Source organism: Hyphomicrobium sp. CS1GBMeth3 (assembly GCF_900117455.1).
In the GTDB taxonomy this organism is placed as follows: Bacteria; Pseudomonadota; Alphaproteobacteria; order Rhizobiales; family Hyphomicrobiaceae; genus Hyphomicrobium_C.
The window spans coordinates 1,091,219-1,108,453 of the sequence record NZ_FPHO01000002.1 but is presented as its reverse complement, the minus strand read 5'-3'; the positions used below and the strand labels follow the sequence as shown (position 1 = coordinate 1,108,453).

Genomic DNA, 17,235 nt, shown 5'->3' with positions numbered 1-17,235 from the left:
ACATGAGCCCTCGAGAGAAGGCACTTTCCGACGAGGAAGTCACCCAGTGGCTGGCCCAGAATCTCCCGCATTGGCGTCTCGAGAACGGCTGGATCCGCCGTACATACAAGACGTCGGGCTGGAAAAGCACGCTGATGATCATAAACACCGTCGGCCACTTGGCCGAGGCTGCTTGGCACCACCCTGATATCACAGCCTCTTATGCTTGGGTCGAAGTGCGCCTCATCACACACACCGCCAAGGGCGTGACCGAGAAGGACTTCGCGCTGGCCAAGAAGATCGAGGAGGTCATCCATTGGCAGCCGGGCAAGGAGGGCGGCCCGCTCGAAGGCACGCCGTCCGGTGATCAGCGCTTCGCCTACATTAAGTATGATTGATCGCGCGGCGGTTGCGCCGTACGACGCCCTCATAGGGCTCGGCTCGAACATCGGAGACAAGGCGGAGAACATCCGCCAAGCCACCGCCTTGCTTACGCAGCAGGGCGATATTCGTGTCGTCGCCGCCTCCCGCCTTTACCGCACGGCGCCGTGGGGCGTGACGGATCAGGACTGGTTCGTCAACGCCTGCATCGCCGTCGCGACAGGGCTTTCGCCGCAGGCGCTGCTCGCCCGCTGCCAGTCCGTCGAGAACGCGATGAAGCGTGTGCGCCAGGAGCGCTGGGGACCGCGCGTGATTGATGTCGACGTGCTGGTTTACAAAAACGTCTCTCTCGACGATCCCACTCTGACGCTACCGCATCCGCGCATCACGGAGCGCGCCTTCGTGCTCGTGCCGCTCGCCGAGATCGCGCCGGACCTCGTGCTCAATGGCCATCCACTTTCACATTGGCTTTCGCGCGTCGATCTCAGCGAGGTGACGCGCCTCGACGCGCCGAAATGAAAGACGCCGCGGATGGGAGGTCCGCGGCGTCGGAAATTTGAGATGCGCGCAGAGCTTACTGCTTGCACTCGGATTTGATGTAGGCGAGCAGGTTGGCCCTGTCTTCCTCGTTCTTGATGCCGGCCGGGAAGATCATCTTGTTGCCCTTGATGACCGCATCGTCCTTCTCGAACCATTTGAGGAGGTGCTCGTCATCCCACGTGATGTCGGACTCTTTGACAGCCTTCGAGTAGTTGAAATCCTCCAGATGGCCGGCTTTTTGGCCCGCAACGCACTGAAGCGACGGCCCGAGACCGTTCTTCGCATCCGGTCCGATCTGGTGACACGCTGCGCACTTCTTGAATACCGCCTTGCCAGCCTCGGCGTCTTGTGCCGACGCGCTAAAGGGCACGGCCAACACAGCGGCGGCCGCCACAACCCACTTGAGCATCTTCCGATTCCTCCGAATCCTTTTCCAGTCTGGGCTCGCCAGTCGGTCTCCCGAACCTCCTGGCACCCATCGCATACTGGCAAGTTTTGCCTGAACTCGGGGTGAACACGATGCCGCACCCAAGCCCGCCAACCGCCTGCACAGCAACCTGTACTGGAGCGTTCGGTTCCGCTCAAGATACGTTGTGAGTCTCAGGTTTTTTTGCTGCACCGCCCACGCGCCGGTAAATGAACTCCGGTGCGTTAGGATTGTGGCTTTCCACCTCGGCGACCGCCTGCCACTGCGCATGCAGCGGAGAGAGCGAGCAGGCCGGGTCCGTATTCGCGGCGTCTCCCGTCAACGCGAACGCTTGGCAGCGGCATCCGCCGTAGTCGATCTCCTTGCGCGGACAGCTCCGGCAGGGCTCTTTCATCCAGCCCGTGCCGCGGTAAGCGTTGAAGGCCTCGCCGTTGAGCCAGATGTCCGCAAGCGGGCGGTCCTTGATGTTGTCGAACTTGAGCGTCTTGATCGATTCAGCCGCATGGCAGGGCAGCACGCGCCCCGACGGCGTGACGTTGACGATGCCGCGCGCCCAGCCTCCCATGCAGGGTTTCGGGAACTTGGCGTAGTAGTCCGGCACGATGGCGTCGATGACGATGATGCCTTTGTATTTCTCGCGTGCCTCTTCGACCTGCTTGGCTGCCGTAAGGAACGCTTCCTTGGTCGGCATCAGCGACGCGCGGTTGACGAGCGCCCAGGCGTAGTACTGCACGTGCGCGATCTCCACGCGCCCGGCGCCGACCTCGACGGCGAAGTCGATGGTGCGTCCGACGTTGTGAATGTTCTGGCGATGGATCGGCGCGTTGATGGTGAGCGGCAGCCCCAGCTCTTTCACCCAACTCGCGACCTGGATCTTCTTCGCCATGCCGCCCTTGTAGGCGGCGATGCGATCCGCGTTCTCCGGATCGACGTCCTGAATGGAAAGCTGCACATGGTCGAGCCCTACTTCAGCGAGCTTGGCCAATCGCTCACGCGTCAGTGTCACGCCCGCGGTGATGAGGTTGGTATAGAGGCCAACCTCAGCCGCCACCTTGACGATCTCCTCGAGATCCTTGCGCGCCGTCGGCTCGCCGCCCGAAAGATGGATCTGCAGCACGCCGAGCTGTGCCGCCTGCCGCATGACGTCCTGCCACTCGGCCGTCGTAAGCTCGGTGTTGACGCGCTCGAGCTCCACCGGGTTCGAGCAGTAGGGGCACTGCAGCGGGCAACGGTGCGTGAGCTCGCAGAGCATGCCGATCGGCGCCCGCGCGCAGAGCGCGGGATCGGGGCCCGGATCAGCCGCCGGCGCACCGTCCGGCGACCGCGCGCACATCGGCATGGCGGATTCGGTGACGTGGGTCGGTGCGATCTCGTTCATAGTCGCTCCTATCCTGTCTTGGCCTTCATCAGGACGCCCTTGTCGGCAAGGTCCTGGAGCATGGCCAGAATGTCGTTTGTTACAACTTCAAGTGGGGCCTGGTATTCTTGAGACAAGGTTTCCGCGATCGCGTTCACGGAACGTTGTCCGTCCAGGAGCTTGAGCACTTCAACCGCCGTTTCGTCGGGATTGAACACGCGCTCCGGCGCCAGAATGATCCAGCGGCCGCGCCCCGGGTCGTGCCGAAGCTTGATGTGTTTGGGCAGCGCAAGCACTGTTTCCCCGGTGACGATCAACCGGGTGGGCGCGCTGCGGGGCTCGGACGTCTCAACCATTGAGCGTCTCCGGGTTGAAGGCGCCGGGCGGAATCCACCCTGGCGTCACATACGCATGGTGCAGGGCGTCGAGCTGAGCCCAAAGCACGTTGCACTTGAAGCGTACGGCGTCGACGCAAGCCTCCTGCTCGGCCCGCGTCTTGGCGTGCGTCTTAATGTAGGTCAAAGCATAGTCGGCGTCGAATGGCGCCTGCACGAGACGCTTCTTGAAGTACGCCATCACCTTGTCGTCGATGAAGTCGTAGTTCTCGAGCATGCCCGCGATGCGTTCCTTGTGAATCTTGGGCGCGAACAGCTCGGTGAGCGACGAGGCAACGGCCACGACGAGCGGTTCTTCCCGCACGAAGCGAACATAGGCTTCGACAGCGAAGCGCGTGGCCGGAAGCGCGCCCTCCATGCTCTGCACGTAGTCGCGATCGAGACCGAGGCCGTCGGTCAGAACGAGCCAGCGCTCAATGCCGCCGGGGTCGTCGCCATGCCCGTCGTGTTCTAACACGCGGTGGGTCCAGTCGCGTCGCAACTGCCGGTCGAGAACGCGGCTGACAAGGGCAGCATCCTTGCGCGGCACGGCGGATTGATAGCAGTAGCGGTTGAGCGCCCACGCAGCGACCTGGCCCTTGTTGAGCTTGCCGCCGTGCAGCAGCTTATGAAACGGATGCTTGTCATGATAGCGCTCTGCACCCACGGCCTGAATCGCGGCCTCGAACTCCTCCGGGCTCCAAAGGGCGCCCGCATCAGCAGTTGTACGGCGCTCGCTCATACCCTGATCTCCATTCCGTCATAGCCGACCTCCCAGCCGGCGGCTTCCGTCGCGCGGCGCTCGGGCGAGTTGTCGTCGAGCACCGGGTTCGAGTTGTTGATGTGCACGTAGATCTTTCGAGCCACGTTGAGCGGCTCGAACGCCGTGATCGAGCCCTCGGCCCCCGAGATCGAGATATGTCCCATGCGTTGGCCTGTCTTTTTCATGAGGCCCTGCCGGATCATCTCGTCGTCGGTATAGAGTGTGCCGTCGAAGAACACGAGCGGCGCGTCCTTGAGGCGCTCGGCGAGCTCGGCATCGAGGGTCGCGCAGCCCGGTACGTAGAAAAAGTGCTTGCCGGTCTCGGGCGCCGAGATTTTGAGGCCGATCGCATCACCCTCTCGGCTGCCGTAATTATCGGACGCCGCCCCGCTCTCGAGGTAGAGCGCGATCTTGCCGGGCACCGCGAACGCCTCGATGACGAGGCCCGTATCGCCCCCCGCACCATGAATGGCGGTCGCGGATCCGAGGTTGAGTTCGCGCCGTTCCACGACGGAGGGATCGAGCACGTTGAACACGGAGTTATCGGCCAGCGTCGCCAGCACCCGCGACGAGCCATAGACCGTGAACGGCTGCAGCTCGCGCAGGTTGAGCAGCCCCGCGATGAAATCGACGTCGCCGCCTGTCAGCACGGCCGCCTTGATCGGGCTGTTGCGCAGACCACCGTCCGCACGGGCGCCGAGCTCGGGCGTATCGTTGATCTGCTGGCGCAGGTCAGGCGCCGTGTTCAGCAACACCCAGTCGATCCCGTTCGCGGAAACCGCGAGCGAGCACTGCGTGCGGGCCCGGAAGCCCAGCTTTCCAGCTCTGACATCGGCACAGTTGCGGCAACTACAGTTCCATTGAGGAAAGCCGCCGCCAGCAGCTGCCCCCAGGATCCTGATAAGCATGTTTCATTTCGCTTTGACGCGGCGGGCCTCGCCGAAAGCGGCACCGCAGACAGTAATAATGGCCGGAGGCCGTAGAAAACGGTGGCCGGAGGCCGCAAACAGCGACGGCGGCCGAAATGTTCGACCGCCGCGCCAGAATTGCTCAAACGCGTTGCGAGCGGATCGATTAGATGATGTCGATCTCGGCCGGCAGGTACGAAGTAACCTCGAGGCCGACTTCCTGCTCACGAACTGCGGGCTTGATCCAGGTCTTCATGGGTAAATTCCTCCTAAAGCTTCGGCAAGCTGCTTTCCTTGTGGAGCGCCCCGCCGAGGGTCCCCCTGAGCAGTCTTGATTGGACGGCTCAGTCTGCGGATCGAGCCGAGCTTGTCAAGCGCGATCGCCTTGTCCTGACATAACCATAGCGCCCCCCGGATAGTGAAGTAACAGTGCGTCACGAGTTCGTGTGACACGCGCCGAGGAAGGCGTTACCAGAACCCTCATGACGCTCCGCAGTAAACTCCTGAGCGGTCTCCGTCAGGGTTTTGCGGCCGATGGCGGCAATCAGAACCCAAAGTGGAATTATTATCCTAATATACCGTTCACGCAGGGAATAGCGTTGCAATTGCTCGACTACGACCTTAAAGCAATGGAATATTATTCTCCTGTGGTGTATGCCGGGCGCTGGGGTTCCGCGTGGTGGCGTAAACCCCATTTTACCTGGGGGTAAGAGAGACTCTCGCCGGCCGCACGGTCGTCCGGGGAGCCCAGAGGGTAATGGAGGAGTGCGGGGTGACCGCAGTGCCGTTTCTGCCAAAGAACGCGCCGTTTACGGCCGAGGACATCGATGTGCTGAACCAGCTCGTTCAGCGCTCCACGCCGTTGCAGCGTAGCTGGCTGTCGGGCTTCCTGGCCGGCCTCGATGCTGCGCAGGCCCAGGGTGGGGCCGCGATCGCGCCGGTCGCGCAGGCGCCGCGTCCGCGCCAGCCGCTGACCATTCTCTATGGTAGCGAGTCCGGCAACACCGAGGCTCTGGCTATGAAGGCCAAGAAGCTCGCGGCCAAGCTGAGCTTCGATGCCAAGATCGTCGATATGGCGGATGCCGATCTGGCTACCATCACCAAGTCGAAGAACCTGATCGTCTACATCTCGACCTGGGGCGAGGGCGACCCGCCGCAGCGCGCCGCCGATTTCCATGCTGCCCTGATGGCAGATGGCGCCCCGCGCTTCGACGGCGTGCGCTTCGCCGTGCTTGCGCTCGGTGACACGGCCTACGTCAACTTCTGCCAGACAGGCAAACAGATCGACGCCCGTCTCGAGGCGCTGGGCGCAACACGCGTTGCCGACCGCCAGGATCTCGATCTCGATTTCCAGAAGGCCGCTGCCGCTTGGACCGACAAGGCGCTGGAGGTCTTCGCGCCGCCTGCCGACGCGTCCGCGGCGACCGTCGTGCACGTCGACTTCAAGGGCGCGCCCGCGGTCGAAGACGACGAGCCGCGTTATACCTCCGAGAACCCGCTCGAAGCTGAGATCTCGGCGCTGATCAACCTGAACGGCACCGGCTCCACGCGCGAGACCTGGCACGCCGAGTTTGCCTTTGACGACCCGGCTTTCGTCTACAAGCCCGGCGACGCCGTCGGCCTCTATCCCGAGAACGATCCGGACCTAGCCGAGGACATCCTCAAGGCTGTCGGGCTCGCCGGCAACGATGCGCTGAAAGAGAAGCTCGTGAAGAGCTTCGATATCACCACGCTGTCGCGACCGGCTGTCGACAGCTATGCCAAGCTGACAGGTCGCGCGGATATCGCCAAGCTGCTCGAAGGCGACGAGTTCGCGCGCTTTGCGAGCGACCGACAACTCGTCGACTTGTTCGAGAGCTTCCCGGAGAACCTTACGGCCGACCAGTTCGCGAAGCTTTTGCGCCCGCTGCCGGGCCGGCTCTATTCCGTCGCTTCGAGCCTCAAGGCACACCCGGGTGAAGCGCATCTGCTCGTCGGCGCCGTGCGCTGGTCGTCCCACGGGCGCTCGCGCAACGGAGTCACCTCGACCTATCTCGCCGATCGCTGCAAGGTCGGTGGCACCGCGCGCATCTACGTGAAGCCGAACCGCCACTTCAGCCTGCCTGCCGATGCCAACCGGCCGATCATCATGATCGGCGCCGGCACCGGCGTTGCGCCCTACCGCGGCTTCATCGAGGAGCGCGTCGAGACCGGCGCCGCCGGCAAGAGCTGGCTGTTCTTCGGCGAGCGCAATTTCTCGAACGACTTCCTCTACCAGTTGGAATGGCAAGACCACCTCGCCTCCGGCGCGCTGACGCGCATCGATGTCGCCTTCTCACGCGATCAGCCTGAGAAGATCTACGTCCAGCAAAGGCTGTGGGAGCGCCGTGAGGAGCTGCGGAAGTGGCTCGACGAGGGCGCGCACGTCTACGTCTGCGGTGACGAGAAGGGCATGGCCAAGGACGTCGATGCGACGCTGGTCAAGATCCTTGCCGAAACCGCCAAGGGGGACGAGGAGGCGGGCCGCGTGAAGCTCAAGGAGCTCACGAAGACCGGCCGTTACCAACGCGACGTTTACTGACGACGAAGTCTATCTCCCGCGCGCGGGACGAGGGTCAGGCGAGAGGGCAATCTCCCTCTCCCGGTCCTTTCCTCACCCGGCGCAGCAGGGAGAGAAAAAAGACACAAGGCGACCGACCATGACCGACAAACGCGCCCGCAACGAGTTCCTGAAGGAAGAGAGCCACTATCTCCGCGGCACCATCGTCGACGGCCTTTCGCACGTCGAGACCGGAGCCATCTCCGAGGACGATACGCAGCTCATCAAGTTCCACGGCTCCTACATGCAGGACCACCGCGACGTGCGCGGTGAGCGGGCGAAGAAGAAGCTGGAAAAAGCCTACAGCTTCATGATCCGCCTGCGGCTGCCGGGCGGCCTCGTCTCACCCGAGCAATGGCTAAAGCTTGATGACATCGCCGGCACCTACGCCAACGGCACGCTGCGGCTCACGACCCGCGCCACCTTCCAGTATCACGGCGTCATCAAGTCGAACCTGCGGCGCACGATGCAGGCGATCCACGGCGCCTGCCTTGACACCATCGCTGCCTGCGGCGACGTCAACCGCAATGTGATCTGCGCCGGCAATCCGTTTTTCTCGCCGCTGCACGCCGCCTCCGCCGACCTTGCGCGAAAGGTGAGCGATCACCTGCTACCGAAGACCAGCGCTTACCATGAGATCTGGCTCGACGGTGAGAAGGTGGAGGACAAGACGCGCCCGGCCGAACCGGACACTGAACCGCTCTATGGTCGCCACTACCTGCCGCGCAAGTTCAAGACCGTGATCGTCGTGCCGCCGGTGAATGATGGTGACGTCTTGGCGCACGACCTCGGCTACATCGCCATCGCCGACGGGAACGGCGCGCTCGCTGGCTGGAACATCTCAGTCGGCGGCGGCATGGGCATGACACACGGCGACACCAAAACCTTCCCGCGCACTGCCGACCTCCTGGGCTTCTGCGCACCCGAGCAGGCGGTTGACGTGGCCGAGAAGGTGATGCTCGTGCAGCGCGACTGGGGCAACCGCGAGAACCGCGCCAACGCGCGCCTGAAGTACACCATCGAGCGCGTCGGCATCGACAAGTTCCGCGCCGAGGTCGAGAGCCGGCTCGGCTATAAGCTCGGCGCGCCGCGACCTTTCAAATTCACATCCATGGGCGATCCGCTCGGTTGGCATCAGGGCCCAGACAAGAAATGGCACCTCGGGCTCTTTATCGAGAACGGCCGCATCGCCGACAAGCCGGATCATCACTTGCGCACCGCCTTGCGCGAGATCGCCAACTCCGGCGGCGTCACGTTCTCGCTCACCGGCAACCAGAACTTGATCGTCTGCAACGTGGGCACGCGTCAGAAGTCGAAGATCGAAACGATCCTGAAGCAACACGGAATCGACATCGCCATCTCGTCGGGCCTGCGCCGCAACTCGATCTCCTGCGTGGCATTGCCGACCTGCGGCCTTGCGCTGGCTGAGAGCGAGCGCTTCCTGCCCGAGCTGATCACCGCACTTGAGGAGTCGCTCGACAAGGCGGGCCTTAGGAACGACGACATCGTGATCCGCATGACCGGCTGCCCGAACGGCTGCGGCCGACCATACCTCGCCGAGATCGGCTTCGTCGGCCGTGCGCCGGGCCTTTACAACCTGTATCTCGGAGCAGCGTTCGATGGCACACGGTTGAATAAGCTTTACGCGCAGGACGTCGGCAAGGCGCGCATCATCGAGCTCTTGGAGCCGCTGCTGCTGCGCTATGCCAACGAGCGCAACGAAGGCGAGCACTTCGGCGACTTCGTGATCCGCGCCGGCGTCGTGAAGCCGACGCTCGGCGGCAACACGTTCCACGCCGACATCAGCCTCGTGAGCTGATCATAATCTGGAAGGGGTTACACTGCCTCTTCCGGAGTGCTCTATACACGACGCGTCTGCTTCAGCCTGACACGGCATTGATAATGGTGCGCAGGCTCAACAGGACCACCACACCGCCGACCATGGTCATTAGCAGCCTGTCGGGCAGGTGCTTGGCCGCCAGCGCCGCGAACGGCGCTGCTATGACGCCGCCTGCTACGAGGCCCGCGATGATCGTCCAATGGCTGAGGCCGATCGTGAGAATAAACGTCGCCGAAATGGTGAGTGTGACGAAAAATTCGGCGAGGTTCACCGAGCCGATCGCGTAACGCGGCTTGGTGCCCTGACCGAGCAGCGTCGAGGTGACGATAGGTCCCCATCCCCCGCCACCGATCGCGTCCATGAAGCCGCCAACGAATCCCAGGGGTGTCAGATTGTTGGGCGGCTCGTCAACGAATGTCCGCCGCTTGTGCAGGGCCTTCCAGATAATGAAGACGCCGAGCAGTAGGAGATAGCCGCTCACGAAAGGCCTCAGCGCCTCTCCAGGCAGTGACGAGAGCAGCCAGGCGCCAAGTGCCCCGCCGATCATGCCAGGCACGGCAATACGCCAGATGAGCCTGCGGTCAACGTTCCCGATCTTCCAATGGGCGAAGCCCGAGGCGCCTGTCGTAAACGTTTCGGCAGCGTGCACACACGCGCTCGCCGTTGCGGGCGGTACGCCGAAGCTGAGGAGGACCGTAGAGGACGTTATGCCGTAGGCCATGCCTATGGCGCCGTCGATCATCTGGGCCGCGAAGCCGATGGCGACGTAGAGAAGGATGTCATCCATTATGATTGGCAGTGTTTCCGTTATTTGCTGCCAACCGATAGCAGAGAAGACCTAGATCGAATAGTCCGGAGGACTCTCAATCTCGACGTTGATACCGGCCGCCCGCAGGATCAGCGCCACCTCGTTTGCCCGGCGGCGGAACTCGGCCTCCGCCTGCGGCCTGTCGGCGAGGTCGGCGTTGAGGCCGTGCTCGAGCATGGCGCGCGTCAGAATGAACGTGTTTTCATCCGCCGCCGCCGCCTCGGCTTTTGCCGCGACGATGACGCCGCCCGCGACGGAAGCCCCCGTGATCGCGTCGACGAGCATGAAGCTGCCGGTCTCGGGCGCCTCCGCAAACGTGTCGATGGCAGCCGGACGCCCAAGCGCGATGTCACCGATGGCGATGTCGTTGGTCGCGCACGCCTCGGCCGGATGCGTTTCGAGCGTTTCGAGATCGAGCAGCGCCCGGATCTTGAGATTCGAGACGGGCGTGAGGTCGGTGGCCGTGCGCACGAGGTAGGAGCCGCGCGGATCGTAAGGCGTCTCGCTGAGCCACACCATGCGCGTCTCGAGCACGCGCGCCACGACGGGCCGCGTGTCGGCTTTCGAGAGAACGGCGCCGCGCGCCACGTCGATGTCGACGTCGAGCTGGATGGCAACCGCCTGGCCCTGAGCGGCCTGCTCGAGGTCGCCGTCCATGGTCGCGATGCGCAACACCTTCGCGCTACGCTTCGAGAGCGCATCGACGACGGTCTCGCCGACACGAACGCTGCCGCCGCTAACTGTGCCGGCAAGGCCGCGGAAATCGTTGCGGGAGTCGCGCAGCACGGTTTGCACGGGGAAACGGAACGGCCCCGTCGGCTCGGTCACGCGGCTCGGCAGACTCTCGAGATGTTCGAGCAGCGTCGGCCCCGTGTACCATGGCATATGCTCCGAACGGCGCGCGACGCTGTCGCCCGACACGGCGGCCGTAGGGATCACGGTCGCCTCCCAGAATCCGAACCGCCACGAGAAGGTCTCGAAGTCGGCCTCGATCTTGCGGAACGTCGACTCCGACCAGTCGACGAGGTCCATCTTGTTGACCACGAGGATGACGCGCTTCACGCCGACGAGGTCGAGGATCGCCGCGTGCCGCCGCGTCTGCGTCTTGATGCCGTGGCGCGCGTCGATGAGCAGGATGGCGACATCCGCATGCGAGGCGCCCGACGCCATGTTGCGCGTGTACTGCTCGTGGCCGGGGCTGTCGATGACGACGAAGCGACGCGTCGCGGTATCAAAATAGCGCCACGCGATATCGATCGTGATGCCTTGCTCGCGCTCGGCGACGAGGCCGTCCATGAGCAGACTGAAATCCGGGTTGCCGCCGTCGACGGTCTTGCCGCGCTTCAAGGTCTCGCGCTGGTCGTCGTAGAGATCGGTCGCGTCCCAGAGCAGGCGCCCGATGAGGGTCGACTTTCCGTCGTCGACCGAGCCGCAGGTCAAGAGGCGCAGCATGCCGGAAAGCTCGGGCGCGATCTTCGAGAGATCGGCGGTTGCTGTCTGTGAGGTAGTCAGACCCTGGTCTGAGACGACCTTGAAAGGGGCCTTCTTCGTCGTCTTCGCCTTCTGAAGGGCTGTGGGCTGGGACATTAGAAGTACCCTTCCTGCTTTTTCTTCTCCATGGCGCCGGCCTGATCGTGATCGATGAGGCGGCCCTGGCGCTCCGACGTGCGGGCGCCGAGCGTTTCGATGACGACGCTCTCGATGTCGGTGGCGTCGGATTCGACGGCGGCGGTCAGCGGATAGCAGCCGAGCGTGCGGAAGCGTACGCGACGATTGACGACCTCTTCGCCGGGCTTGACCGGCAGGCGGTCGTCGTCACGCATGATGAGCTGGCCGTTGCGCAGGATGGTTGGACGCTCAGCGGCAAAATAGAGCGGCACCACATCGAGCTTCTCGCGCAGGATGTAGCGCCACACGTCGCGCTCGGTCCAGTTCGAGAGCGGGAAGACGCGCACGGTTTCTCCGGCCCCGAGACGGCCGTTCAAAAGATGCCACATCTCGGGGCGTTGCCGGCGCGGATCCCAACGATGTCCTTCGGCGCGGAACGAGAACACACGCTCTTTAGCGCGGCTCGCTTCCTCGTCGCGGCGCGCGCCACCGAACGCAGCATCGAACGCGTATTTGTCGAGGGCCTGCTTGAGCGGCACCGTCTTCATGACGTCGGTGTAGACGGAGGGTGCGTAATCGATCGGGTTGATGCCTTTCGCGGCGCCCTCTTCGTTCGTATGCACAATGAGGTCGAGATCGAAGTCACGCGCCGTCTTGTCGCGAAACGCGATCATGTCGCGGAACTTCCAGCCCGTATCGATGTGCAGTACCGGGAACGGCAGCTTCGCGGGCCAGAACGCTTTGCGCGCGAGATGCAGAAGAACGGTCGAGTCCTTGCCGATTGAATAGAGCAGTACGGGCTTGCGGAACTGCGCCGCCGCTTCCCGGAAGATATGGATGCTCTCGGCTTCGAGCAGGTCGAGATGCGAAATGGGCTGCGTCATGCGTGGGCCTCTTTAGGCTTCGGGCGGTTGTGAAGCCCGCATTCCTTTCCATCGAGATTTTCCCACCACCAGCGGCCCGCGCGGATGTCTTCCCAGGGCTGGATGGCGCGCGTGCACGGCTGGCACCCGATGGAGGGGAAGCCCTGCGCGTGCAGCGGGTTCACGGGAACGTTGTTGGCAGCGATATAGGCTTCGAGCTTCTCGAGGCTCCAGTCGGCGATGGGGTTCAGCTTGATGAGCTGATGCTCCGCATCCCAGACCGCGAACGGAACATGCGCGCGCTCGGCCGACTGCTCGCGGCGTAGGCCCGTGATCCAACCGGCAGCGCCCGCGAGCGCCTTGTTCAAAGGCACCACCTTACGCACGTTGCAGCACGCCTTGCGTGCTTCGACGGACTGGCGAAAGCCCATGATCCCATCGCGGGCGACGAGCGACTCGACGTCCTTCACGTCGGGAAAGACAACGCGGATCTTGAGCCCGTAGCGCAGCTCGCTGGCTTCGATCGTCTCGAGGGTCTCGGGAAAATGCCGGCCAGTGTCGAGCGTAAAGACGTCGAAGCTTCGGCCCGTGGCGGCAATCGCGTGCAGCACGGCTTGATCCTCGAGCCCGAGGCTGGACGAGAAAGTGACCCGTCCCGGGATTGCGTCAGCAATGGCATGAAGCCGGGCTTCGAGGTCGTCGAGCCCGGGAAGTATCGCGTCGAGGTGGCGGGCCAGCGCCTCGCCTGAGTTCTCCGGGGCAGAATGGGTCGCCGCCCCGGCCGCGCGATCGGCGCGCGCCCGAACGTTTGCCTTTATCATGGAGATCCTCCGATAATCGGAAGATAATGAAATGACGTTCTTAGATAAAGGGGATGAGGGAAATAAGAATACAATCGCACTCACTGTTGCCGGAAATAGAGAAAAATTGTTCCATAATCAAGTCTCGTGGAACAGTTTATTGCGGAGCAGCAGATCCTTGTTGCCTCATGCTTTTTCAGGCGGGTATGCGGTTTGCGTCACGCTACCAGGCGCCGGTGTTAGGCATTGATGCCCACGGCTCGACGCGGGGCAGGGCGCCCCCTTTTTGCAGGAGCTCGATCGAAATCAGATCAGGCGAGCGTATGAAAGCCATGCGCCCGTCACGTGGCGGCCGGGCGATGGTGACTCCACCCTCCGCCAGCTTGCTGCACGTCGCGTAGATGTCGTCGACCTCGAACGCCAGGTGGCCGAAGTTGCGGGCCGAGCCATAGTCCTCCGGATCCCAGTTGTAGGTCAGCTCGAGTAGCGGCGCCCATTCTGCGGCTGCCCGTGCCTGATCCAAAGGAGCGGCCAGGAAGACGAGCGTGAAGCGCCCGGCCCGGTTTTCCACCCGCCGGATTTCGACCAGCCCGAGCAGTCCTGAGTAGAAGGCGAGGCTCGCTTCCAGGTCGCGGACGCGAACCATCGTATGCAGGTAGCGCATCTCGCCCTCCTATTGTTGCAGAATAGACACTAAGAACATCCCGGAAACACCAACAGCGCAGCCTTCCAAGTCGGCGGGATCATTCGGATTTCAAGACGACCAAGATTACGCAAGCTTATCCCCAGACCCTCGGAGGGCGAAGCGATCGTCATCAATCCGCAAGCGGAGCATGAGCGAGGGTGTCTAGGACCCGCAGTCTACAAGGGCGAATCACTTGCTCAACCACGACCGGATCTGGGCCAGGAGAGGCCGGAAAATCCGTGCCCTCCATGCTAAGTGTCGAGCCACCCCAGATTTTTTCCGCCGCTTTGGAATACTAAAAATTGGTTAATAGCTTCAAAGATTTAGTGATCACCACTCATGTGGACATGCCTTGCGCTGAGCAGGTCCGAAGGCAGCCGCGAGGGGGCGGGGGCTAGTCTCGATCATCGCAAATGCTATTCTCCGCCCGTTGCCGCAGACACGCACCAGTCGATGTAGAGGGCTGAGACTGAAATGCGGGCCGGGCGACGCATATAAGTTCAACGTAGACCAAGTAAGGCGGGGTAAAATTATGGGGGATACCAAGTTACCTCCGGAGTATCCGGGCGGCGGAGTACTAGCCGAAGGCGATCTTGAGCGCCTGGAAGAGGGCGGCCTCGAAGTATTCGAGATCGCTGGAACCATTAAATGGTTCGATGTCGCCAAGGGATACGGATTTATTGTTCCCGACAATGGCCTGACCGACGTGCTGCTGCACGTCACGTGCCTCCGAGCCGGCGGCTATCAGACCGCCTACGAAGGCGCCCGCATTCACTGCCAGGTCTTGAAGCGGCCGAAGGGCATGCAGGCTTTCCGCATCCTCTCGATGGACGAGTCGACGGCGATCCATCCCTCGCTGTTGCCGCAGCGGACCCACGTCCACGTGCAGCCCGAGAGCGACTGGGAGCGCGTGATCGTGAAGTGGTTCAACCGCGTTCGCGGCTTCGGCTTCCTGACCAAGGGCGAGGGGCATCCGGACATTTTTGTCCATATGGAAACGCTGCGCCGCTTCGGGTTCACCGAGCTGCGTCCGGGCCAGATGGTCCAGGTGCGCTGGGGCATGGGCTCAAAGGGCTGCATGGCCGCCGAGCTGAAGCCCGACGGGACAACTACGGGTATCACTTCGCCCCATTGACGGGCCACTGTCTGACCGGCATCGATATCCGGGAGAGCCCGGGCCGGTCGACAGGGATCCAACAATGAAGGACACGCGCTATTCGGGGAGGGCTGCTGTAGGGGCGGCCCTTCTGCATGTGGCGGCGGCTTGCGCCGTGAGCCTCACGGCGACCGGCACCGCTGTCGCGAAGACTGAGGCGGCCACCTCCGCGCAGGTCGAGCGCTTGCAGCTCGTCACGGCAAACGGCGTCCACGCCCTCGACGTCGAGATTGCCGTGACACCCGAGCAGCAGGCGCTGGGGCTGATGTATCGCACCAGCCTGCCCGACTCGAAGGGCATGCTGTTCACGCACACGACGCCGCGCGAGATCACGATGTGGATGCGCAACACCTACATCCCGCTCGACATGGTGTTCATCCGGGCGGACGGCACCATCCATCGTATCGAGGCGCGCACGGAGCCCCTGTCCGAGCGGATCATTGCCTCCGAAGGCCCGGTTTCCGCCGTGCTCGAGATCGCGGGTGGCGCCGCCGAGCGCATGGGCCTCAAGGCCGGCGACAAGGTTCGGCATCCCGCGTTCGGCTCTGAGGCATCGCCCTGAAAGTCGGGCCGGATGACGCGGCACGAGGCCAGCGCTTGACCCGGAGAGGGCGACGCGGCACATGTTGCGGCCACGGGCAGCATGCTTTGATCGCGTGACCGTCCGTTGGAAAGTTTCGGGGCATAGCTCAGCCTGGTAGAGCGCTTGCTTTGGGAGCAAGAAGTCGCGAGTTCGAATCCCGCTGCCCCGACCATTCATGCGAGACTGCGCTCGCCCGCAACCAGATGCGCCGCCCGAGTTTCCGCCAAGGCGCCGGTCCCATTTCGATTTATTACGCAACGCGTACGCTATTGCCGTCCAAGACACGCGTTTTCGTCGACTTCGGAGCAGAAGCCTTCCGGCGCAATCGCCTGGCAGAGCGCTTTGCCGGCAGCCTGGGTTAGGGCCAAAGCTCATGTTTGGAGCCCAAGATCGCTTGCCCGAAGCTCCATCTTCGCAATGGTTCACTGTGAGCGTATAATGGGGCTCTCACCCGCGGAGTTCGTTCAGCGCAATCCTCCGGCTCCGCAGCGCACATCTTGCTCGGAGTATTGCCATGAGCAACGATCGCCGCTTCGAGGATCAACTGAATAGCTACCTGGATGTCGTGTGCCGGCGCGAGAAGGAGTTCGGCCGGAAGAAATCGCAACTGAGCAGGAAGATCGTAGACGCCAGCACGCGCCACGCAGATGAGAATGCGGAACAGCTCATGGAGCAACTGAGCGAGTCCGAGCTGGTGCATAAGAAGTCGCTCGATACCATCGTCGACCTGATCGACGCACTGCATCCCCACGCGCATCCGGCGGACAAGAAGCGCCCGGAACCGTAGCGATCTTTCGAAGTCGACGCGGCAGGCCCACTGCTGGCTGTAAAGAAAAACGGTTGGGCGGACGCGAGAGGTTCAGGTGCTGCCGCAGCGTGTGGCTCTGATACTCGCGCCGGAAAAGATCGCGTCGCGGCAGCTCCGGCACGACGCGGTCGACGAAGTCTTCCAGCCCCCCGGCAAGCCAGCGAAACATCACATTGAAGCCGTCTGAGCCCTGCGGGATCCGCAGGCCTGCAGACCTTTCCATTTCGTCTCGGTTACGACCGCTGGGCGGGCCTGGACTACTGATCCTGATCAACGCTCGGAAGCGTCAGCAGAGTACTTTCGCACGGTAACGCCGAAGCGGCGTCCCGGAAAGCCGATGCCCTGTCAAACGTCTCGAAAAGAGCGGGCGGACGAGGATTGGGAATCGCCGGCGCGCTAACGCGCAAAAGGGGAGGGCAGCAATGTGGATTTCAAGGGGCCTCGTGCTTTTAGGGCTGTTGATGCTGGCGGCCCCGAGCGTCGCTGGATCCGCGACGCCAAAGCCCGACCCTGAGAAGGGCCGCGCTCTGGCGGAGCGCGTATGCACCGCGTGTCATGTGATTTCGAAGCATCCGGCATCTTCTGTCGCCGCCGACGTTCCGAGCTTTCCTGCCATCGCCAACAAGCCGGGCCAGTCGATGGAGACCATAGCGGGACGTATCGTCATACCGCATCCGCCGATGCCGGCGGTCGCACTGACGCGCGAGGAAATCGTCAATGTTGTCGCCTATATCATGACCTTCAAGGAGCGTTCCGAAACCGGTGAGTGAGAAACCC

At 63.0% G+C, this 17,235-nt stretch carries 20 protein-coding genes, 1 tRNA gene and 1 pseudogene; 10 read left to right on the top strand and 12 right to left on the bottom strand.

Annotation, left to right across the window (positions count from 1 at the left end):
• Positions 1–2: 2 nt before the first annotated feature.
• On the top strand, positions 3–377 hold the full coding sequence (locus CS1GBM3_RS05375; protein WP_072392397.1) for a 4a-hydroxytetrahydrobiopterin dehydratase: 375 nt from the start codon (positions 3–5) through the stop codon (positions 375–377).
• Positions 370–879 (top strand): 2-amino-4-hydroxy-6-hydroxymethyldihydropteridine diphosphokinase, encoded by a 510-nt coding sequence (folK, locus tag CS1GBM3_RS05370; RefSeq protein WP_072392394.1) that lies wholly within the window; start codon positions 370–372, stop codon positions 877–879. The genes CS1GBM3_RS05375 and folK overlap by 8 nt, the downstream gene beginning before the upstream one ends.
• 55 nt (positions 880–934) lie before the next feature.
• Here folK and CS1GBM3_RS05365 read toward each other — a convergent pair whose 3' ends face one another.
• The 6 genes from CS1GBM3_RS05365 to pqqA all read right to left on the bottom strand — a co-directional run bounded on the left by CS1GBM3_RS05365 (position 935) and on the right by pqqA (position 4,985).
• On the bottom strand, positions 935–1,309 hold the full coding sequence (locus tag CS1GBM3_RS05365) for a c-type cytochrome (protein ID WP_072392391.1): 375 nt from the start codon (positions 1,307–1,309) through the stop codon (positions 935–937).
• 172 nt (positions 1,310–1,481) lie between these two features.
• A complete protein-coding gene (gene pqqE / locus CS1GBM3_RS05360; protein WP_083567101.1) occupies positions 1,482–2,705 on the bottom strand; it encodes a pyrroloquinoline quinone biosynthesis protein PqqE in 1,224 nt (407 codons plus the stop codon).
• Positions 2,706–2,713: 8 nt separating this feature from the next.
• The gene (gene pqqD, locus CS1GBM3_RS05355; protein ID WP_072392388.1) at positions 2,714–3,040 is read right to left on the bottom strand and encodes a pyrroloquinoline quinone biosynthesis peptide chaperone PqqD; all 327 of its coding nucleotides are present in this window, start codon (positions 3,038–3,040) and stop codon (positions 2,714–2,716) included.
• Positions 3,033–3,800 carry a pyrroloquinoline-quinone synthase PqqC gene (pqqC, locus tag CS1GBM3_RS05350; RefSeq protein WP_072392386.1) on the bottom strand — a complete coding sequence of 256 codons (768 nt, stop codon included), beginning with the start codon at positions 3,798–3,800 and terminating at the stop codon, positions 3,033–3,035. The genes pqqD and pqqC overlap by 8 nt, the downstream gene beginning before the upstream one ends.
• Positions 3,797–4,729, bottom strand: coding sequence for a pyrroloquinoline quinone biosynthesis protein PqqB (gene pqqB / locus CS1GBM3_RS05345; protein WP_072392383.1), 933 nt, complete (start codon positions 4,727–4,729; stop codon positions 3,797–3,799). Before pqqB ends, pqqC begins: the two co-directional genes overlap by 4 nt.
• A 166-nt stretch (positions 4,730–4,895) precedes the next feature.
• Positions 4,896–4,985, bottom strand: coding sequence for a pyrroloquinoline quinone precursor peptide PqqA (gene pqqA, locus CS1GBM3_RS05340; protein ID WP_072392380.1), 90 nt, complete (start codon positions 4,983–4,985; stop codon positions 4,896–4,898).
• A 190-nt stretch (positions 4,986–5,175) separates the two neighbouring features.
• Between pqqA and CS1GBM3_RS19455 the strand changes: the two genes are divergently transcribed.
• The 3 genes from CS1GBM3_RS19455 (at position 5,176) to CS1GBM3_RS05330 (ending at position 9,126) form a co-directional block, all read left to right on the top strand.
• Positions 5,176–5,439 carry a hypothetical protein gene (locus tag CS1GBM3_RS19455; RefSeq protein WP_139247799.1) on the top strand — a complete coding sequence of 88 codons (264 nt, stop codon included), beginning with the start codon at positions 5,176–5,178 and terminating at the stop codon, positions 5,437–5,439.
• 62 nt (positions 5,440–5,501) lie between these two features.
• Positions 5,502–7,289, top strand: a complete 1,788-nt coding sequence (locus CS1GBM3_RS05335) for a diflavin oxidoreductase (protein ID WP_083567266.1) — start codon at positions 5,502–5,504, stop codon at positions 7,287–7,289.
• A gap of 118 nt (positions 7,290–7,407) precedes the next feature.
• Positions 7,408–9,126, top strand: a complete 1,719-nt coding sequence (locus tag CS1GBM3_RS05330; RefSeq protein ID WP_072392375.1) for an NADPH-dependent assimilatory sulfite reductase hemoprotein subunit — start codon at positions 7,408–7,410, stop codon at positions 9,124–9,126.
• A gap of 61 nt (positions 9,127–9,187) precedes the next feature.
• On the opposite strand, the gene CS1GBM3_RS05325 is transcribed toward CS1GBM3_RS05330, so the two are convergent.
• From CS1GBM3_RS05325 to CS1GBM3_RS05305, 5 genes are all read right to left on the bottom strand, one after another.
• Positions 9,188–9,934 (bottom strand): sulfite exporter TauE/SafE family protein, encoded by a 747-nt coding sequence (locus tag CS1GBM3_RS05325; RefSeq protein WP_072392372.1) that lies wholly within the window; start codon positions 9,932–9,934, stop codon positions 9,188–9,190.
• A 51-nt stretch (positions 9,935–9,985) separates the two neighbouring features.
• Positions 9,986–11,542 (bottom strand): sulfate adenylyltransferase subunit 1, encoded by a 1,557-nt coding sequence (locus tag CS1GBM3_RS05320; RefSeq protein WP_072392369.1) that lies wholly within the window; start codon positions 11,540–11,542, stop codon positions 9,986–9,988.
• Entirely contained in the window at positions 11,542–12,447 is a 906-nt protein-coding gene (gene cysD, locus CS1GBM3_RS05315) for a sulfate adenylyltransferase subunit CysD (RefSeq protein WP_072392366.1), read from the bottom strand. Before cysD ends, CS1GBM3_RS05320 begins: the two co-directional genes overlap by 1 nt.
• Positions 12,444–13,247, bottom strand: a complete 804-nt coding sequence (locus tag CS1GBM3_RS05310) for a phosphoadenylyl-sulfate reductase (RefSeq protein ID WP_083567098.1) — start codon at positions 13,245–13,247, stop codon at positions 12,444–12,446. Before CS1GBM3_RS05310 ends, cysD begins: the two co-directional genes overlap by 4 nt.
• Before the next feature lie 202 nt (positions 13,248–13,449).
• Entirely contained in the window at positions 13,450–13,890 is a 441-nt protein-coding gene (locus CS1GBM3_RS05305) for a VOC family protein (protein WP_072392363.1), read from the bottom strand.
• 553 nt (positions 13,891–14,443) lie between these two features.
• Here CS1GBM3_RS05305 and CS1GBM3_RS05300 point away from each other — a divergent pair.
• The 4 genes from CS1GBM3_RS05300 to CS1GBM3_RS19740 all read left to right on the top strand — a co-directional run bounded on the left by CS1GBM3_RS05300 (position 14,444) and on the right by CS1GBM3_RS19740 (position 16,437).
• Complete coding sequence (locus CS1GBM3_RS05300; protein ID WP_072392360.1) at positions 14,444–15,046, top strand: cold-shock protein; 603 nt, start codon at positions 14,444–14,446, stop codon at positions 15,044–15,046.
• 64 nt (positions 15,047–15,110) lie between these two features.
• Positions 15,111–15,629 carry a DUF192 domain-containing protein gene (locus tag CS1GBM3_RS05295; RefSeq protein WP_072392357.1) on the top strand — a complete coding sequence of 173 codons (519 nt, stop codon included), beginning with the start codon at positions 15,111–15,113 and terminating at the stop codon, positions 15,627–15,629.
• A gap of 116 nt (positions 15,630–15,745) precedes the next feature.
• Positions 15,746–15,822, top strand: a tRNA-Pro gene (locus tag CS1GBM3_RS05290).
• Between the two features lie 342 nt (positions 15,823–16,164).
• Positions 16,165–16,437 (top strand): hypothetical protein, encoded by a 273-nt coding sequence (locus CS1GBM3_RS19740; protein ID WP_072392354.1) that lies wholly within the window; start codon positions 16,165–16,167, stop codon positions 16,435–16,437.
• 46 nt (positions 16,438–16,483) lie between these two features.
• Here CS1GBM3_RS19740 and CS1GBM3_RS20040 read toward each other — a convergent pair.
• A pseudogene (locus CS1GBM3_RS20040) lies at positions 16,484–16,657 on the bottom strand (LLM class flavin-dependent oxidoreductase); the annotation flags it as partial.
• 223 nt (positions 16,658–16,880) lie between these two features.
• On the opposite strand from CS1GBM3_RS20040, the gene CS1GBM3_RS05280 reads away from it, so the two are divergent.
• Positions 16,881–17,228 (top strand): c-type cytochrome, encoded by a 348-nt coding sequence (locus tag CS1GBM3_RS05280; protein WP_072392351.1) that lies wholly within the window; start codon positions 16,881–16,883, stop codon positions 17,226–17,228.
• The last annotated feature ends 7 nt before the right edge of the window (positions 17,229–17,235 follow it).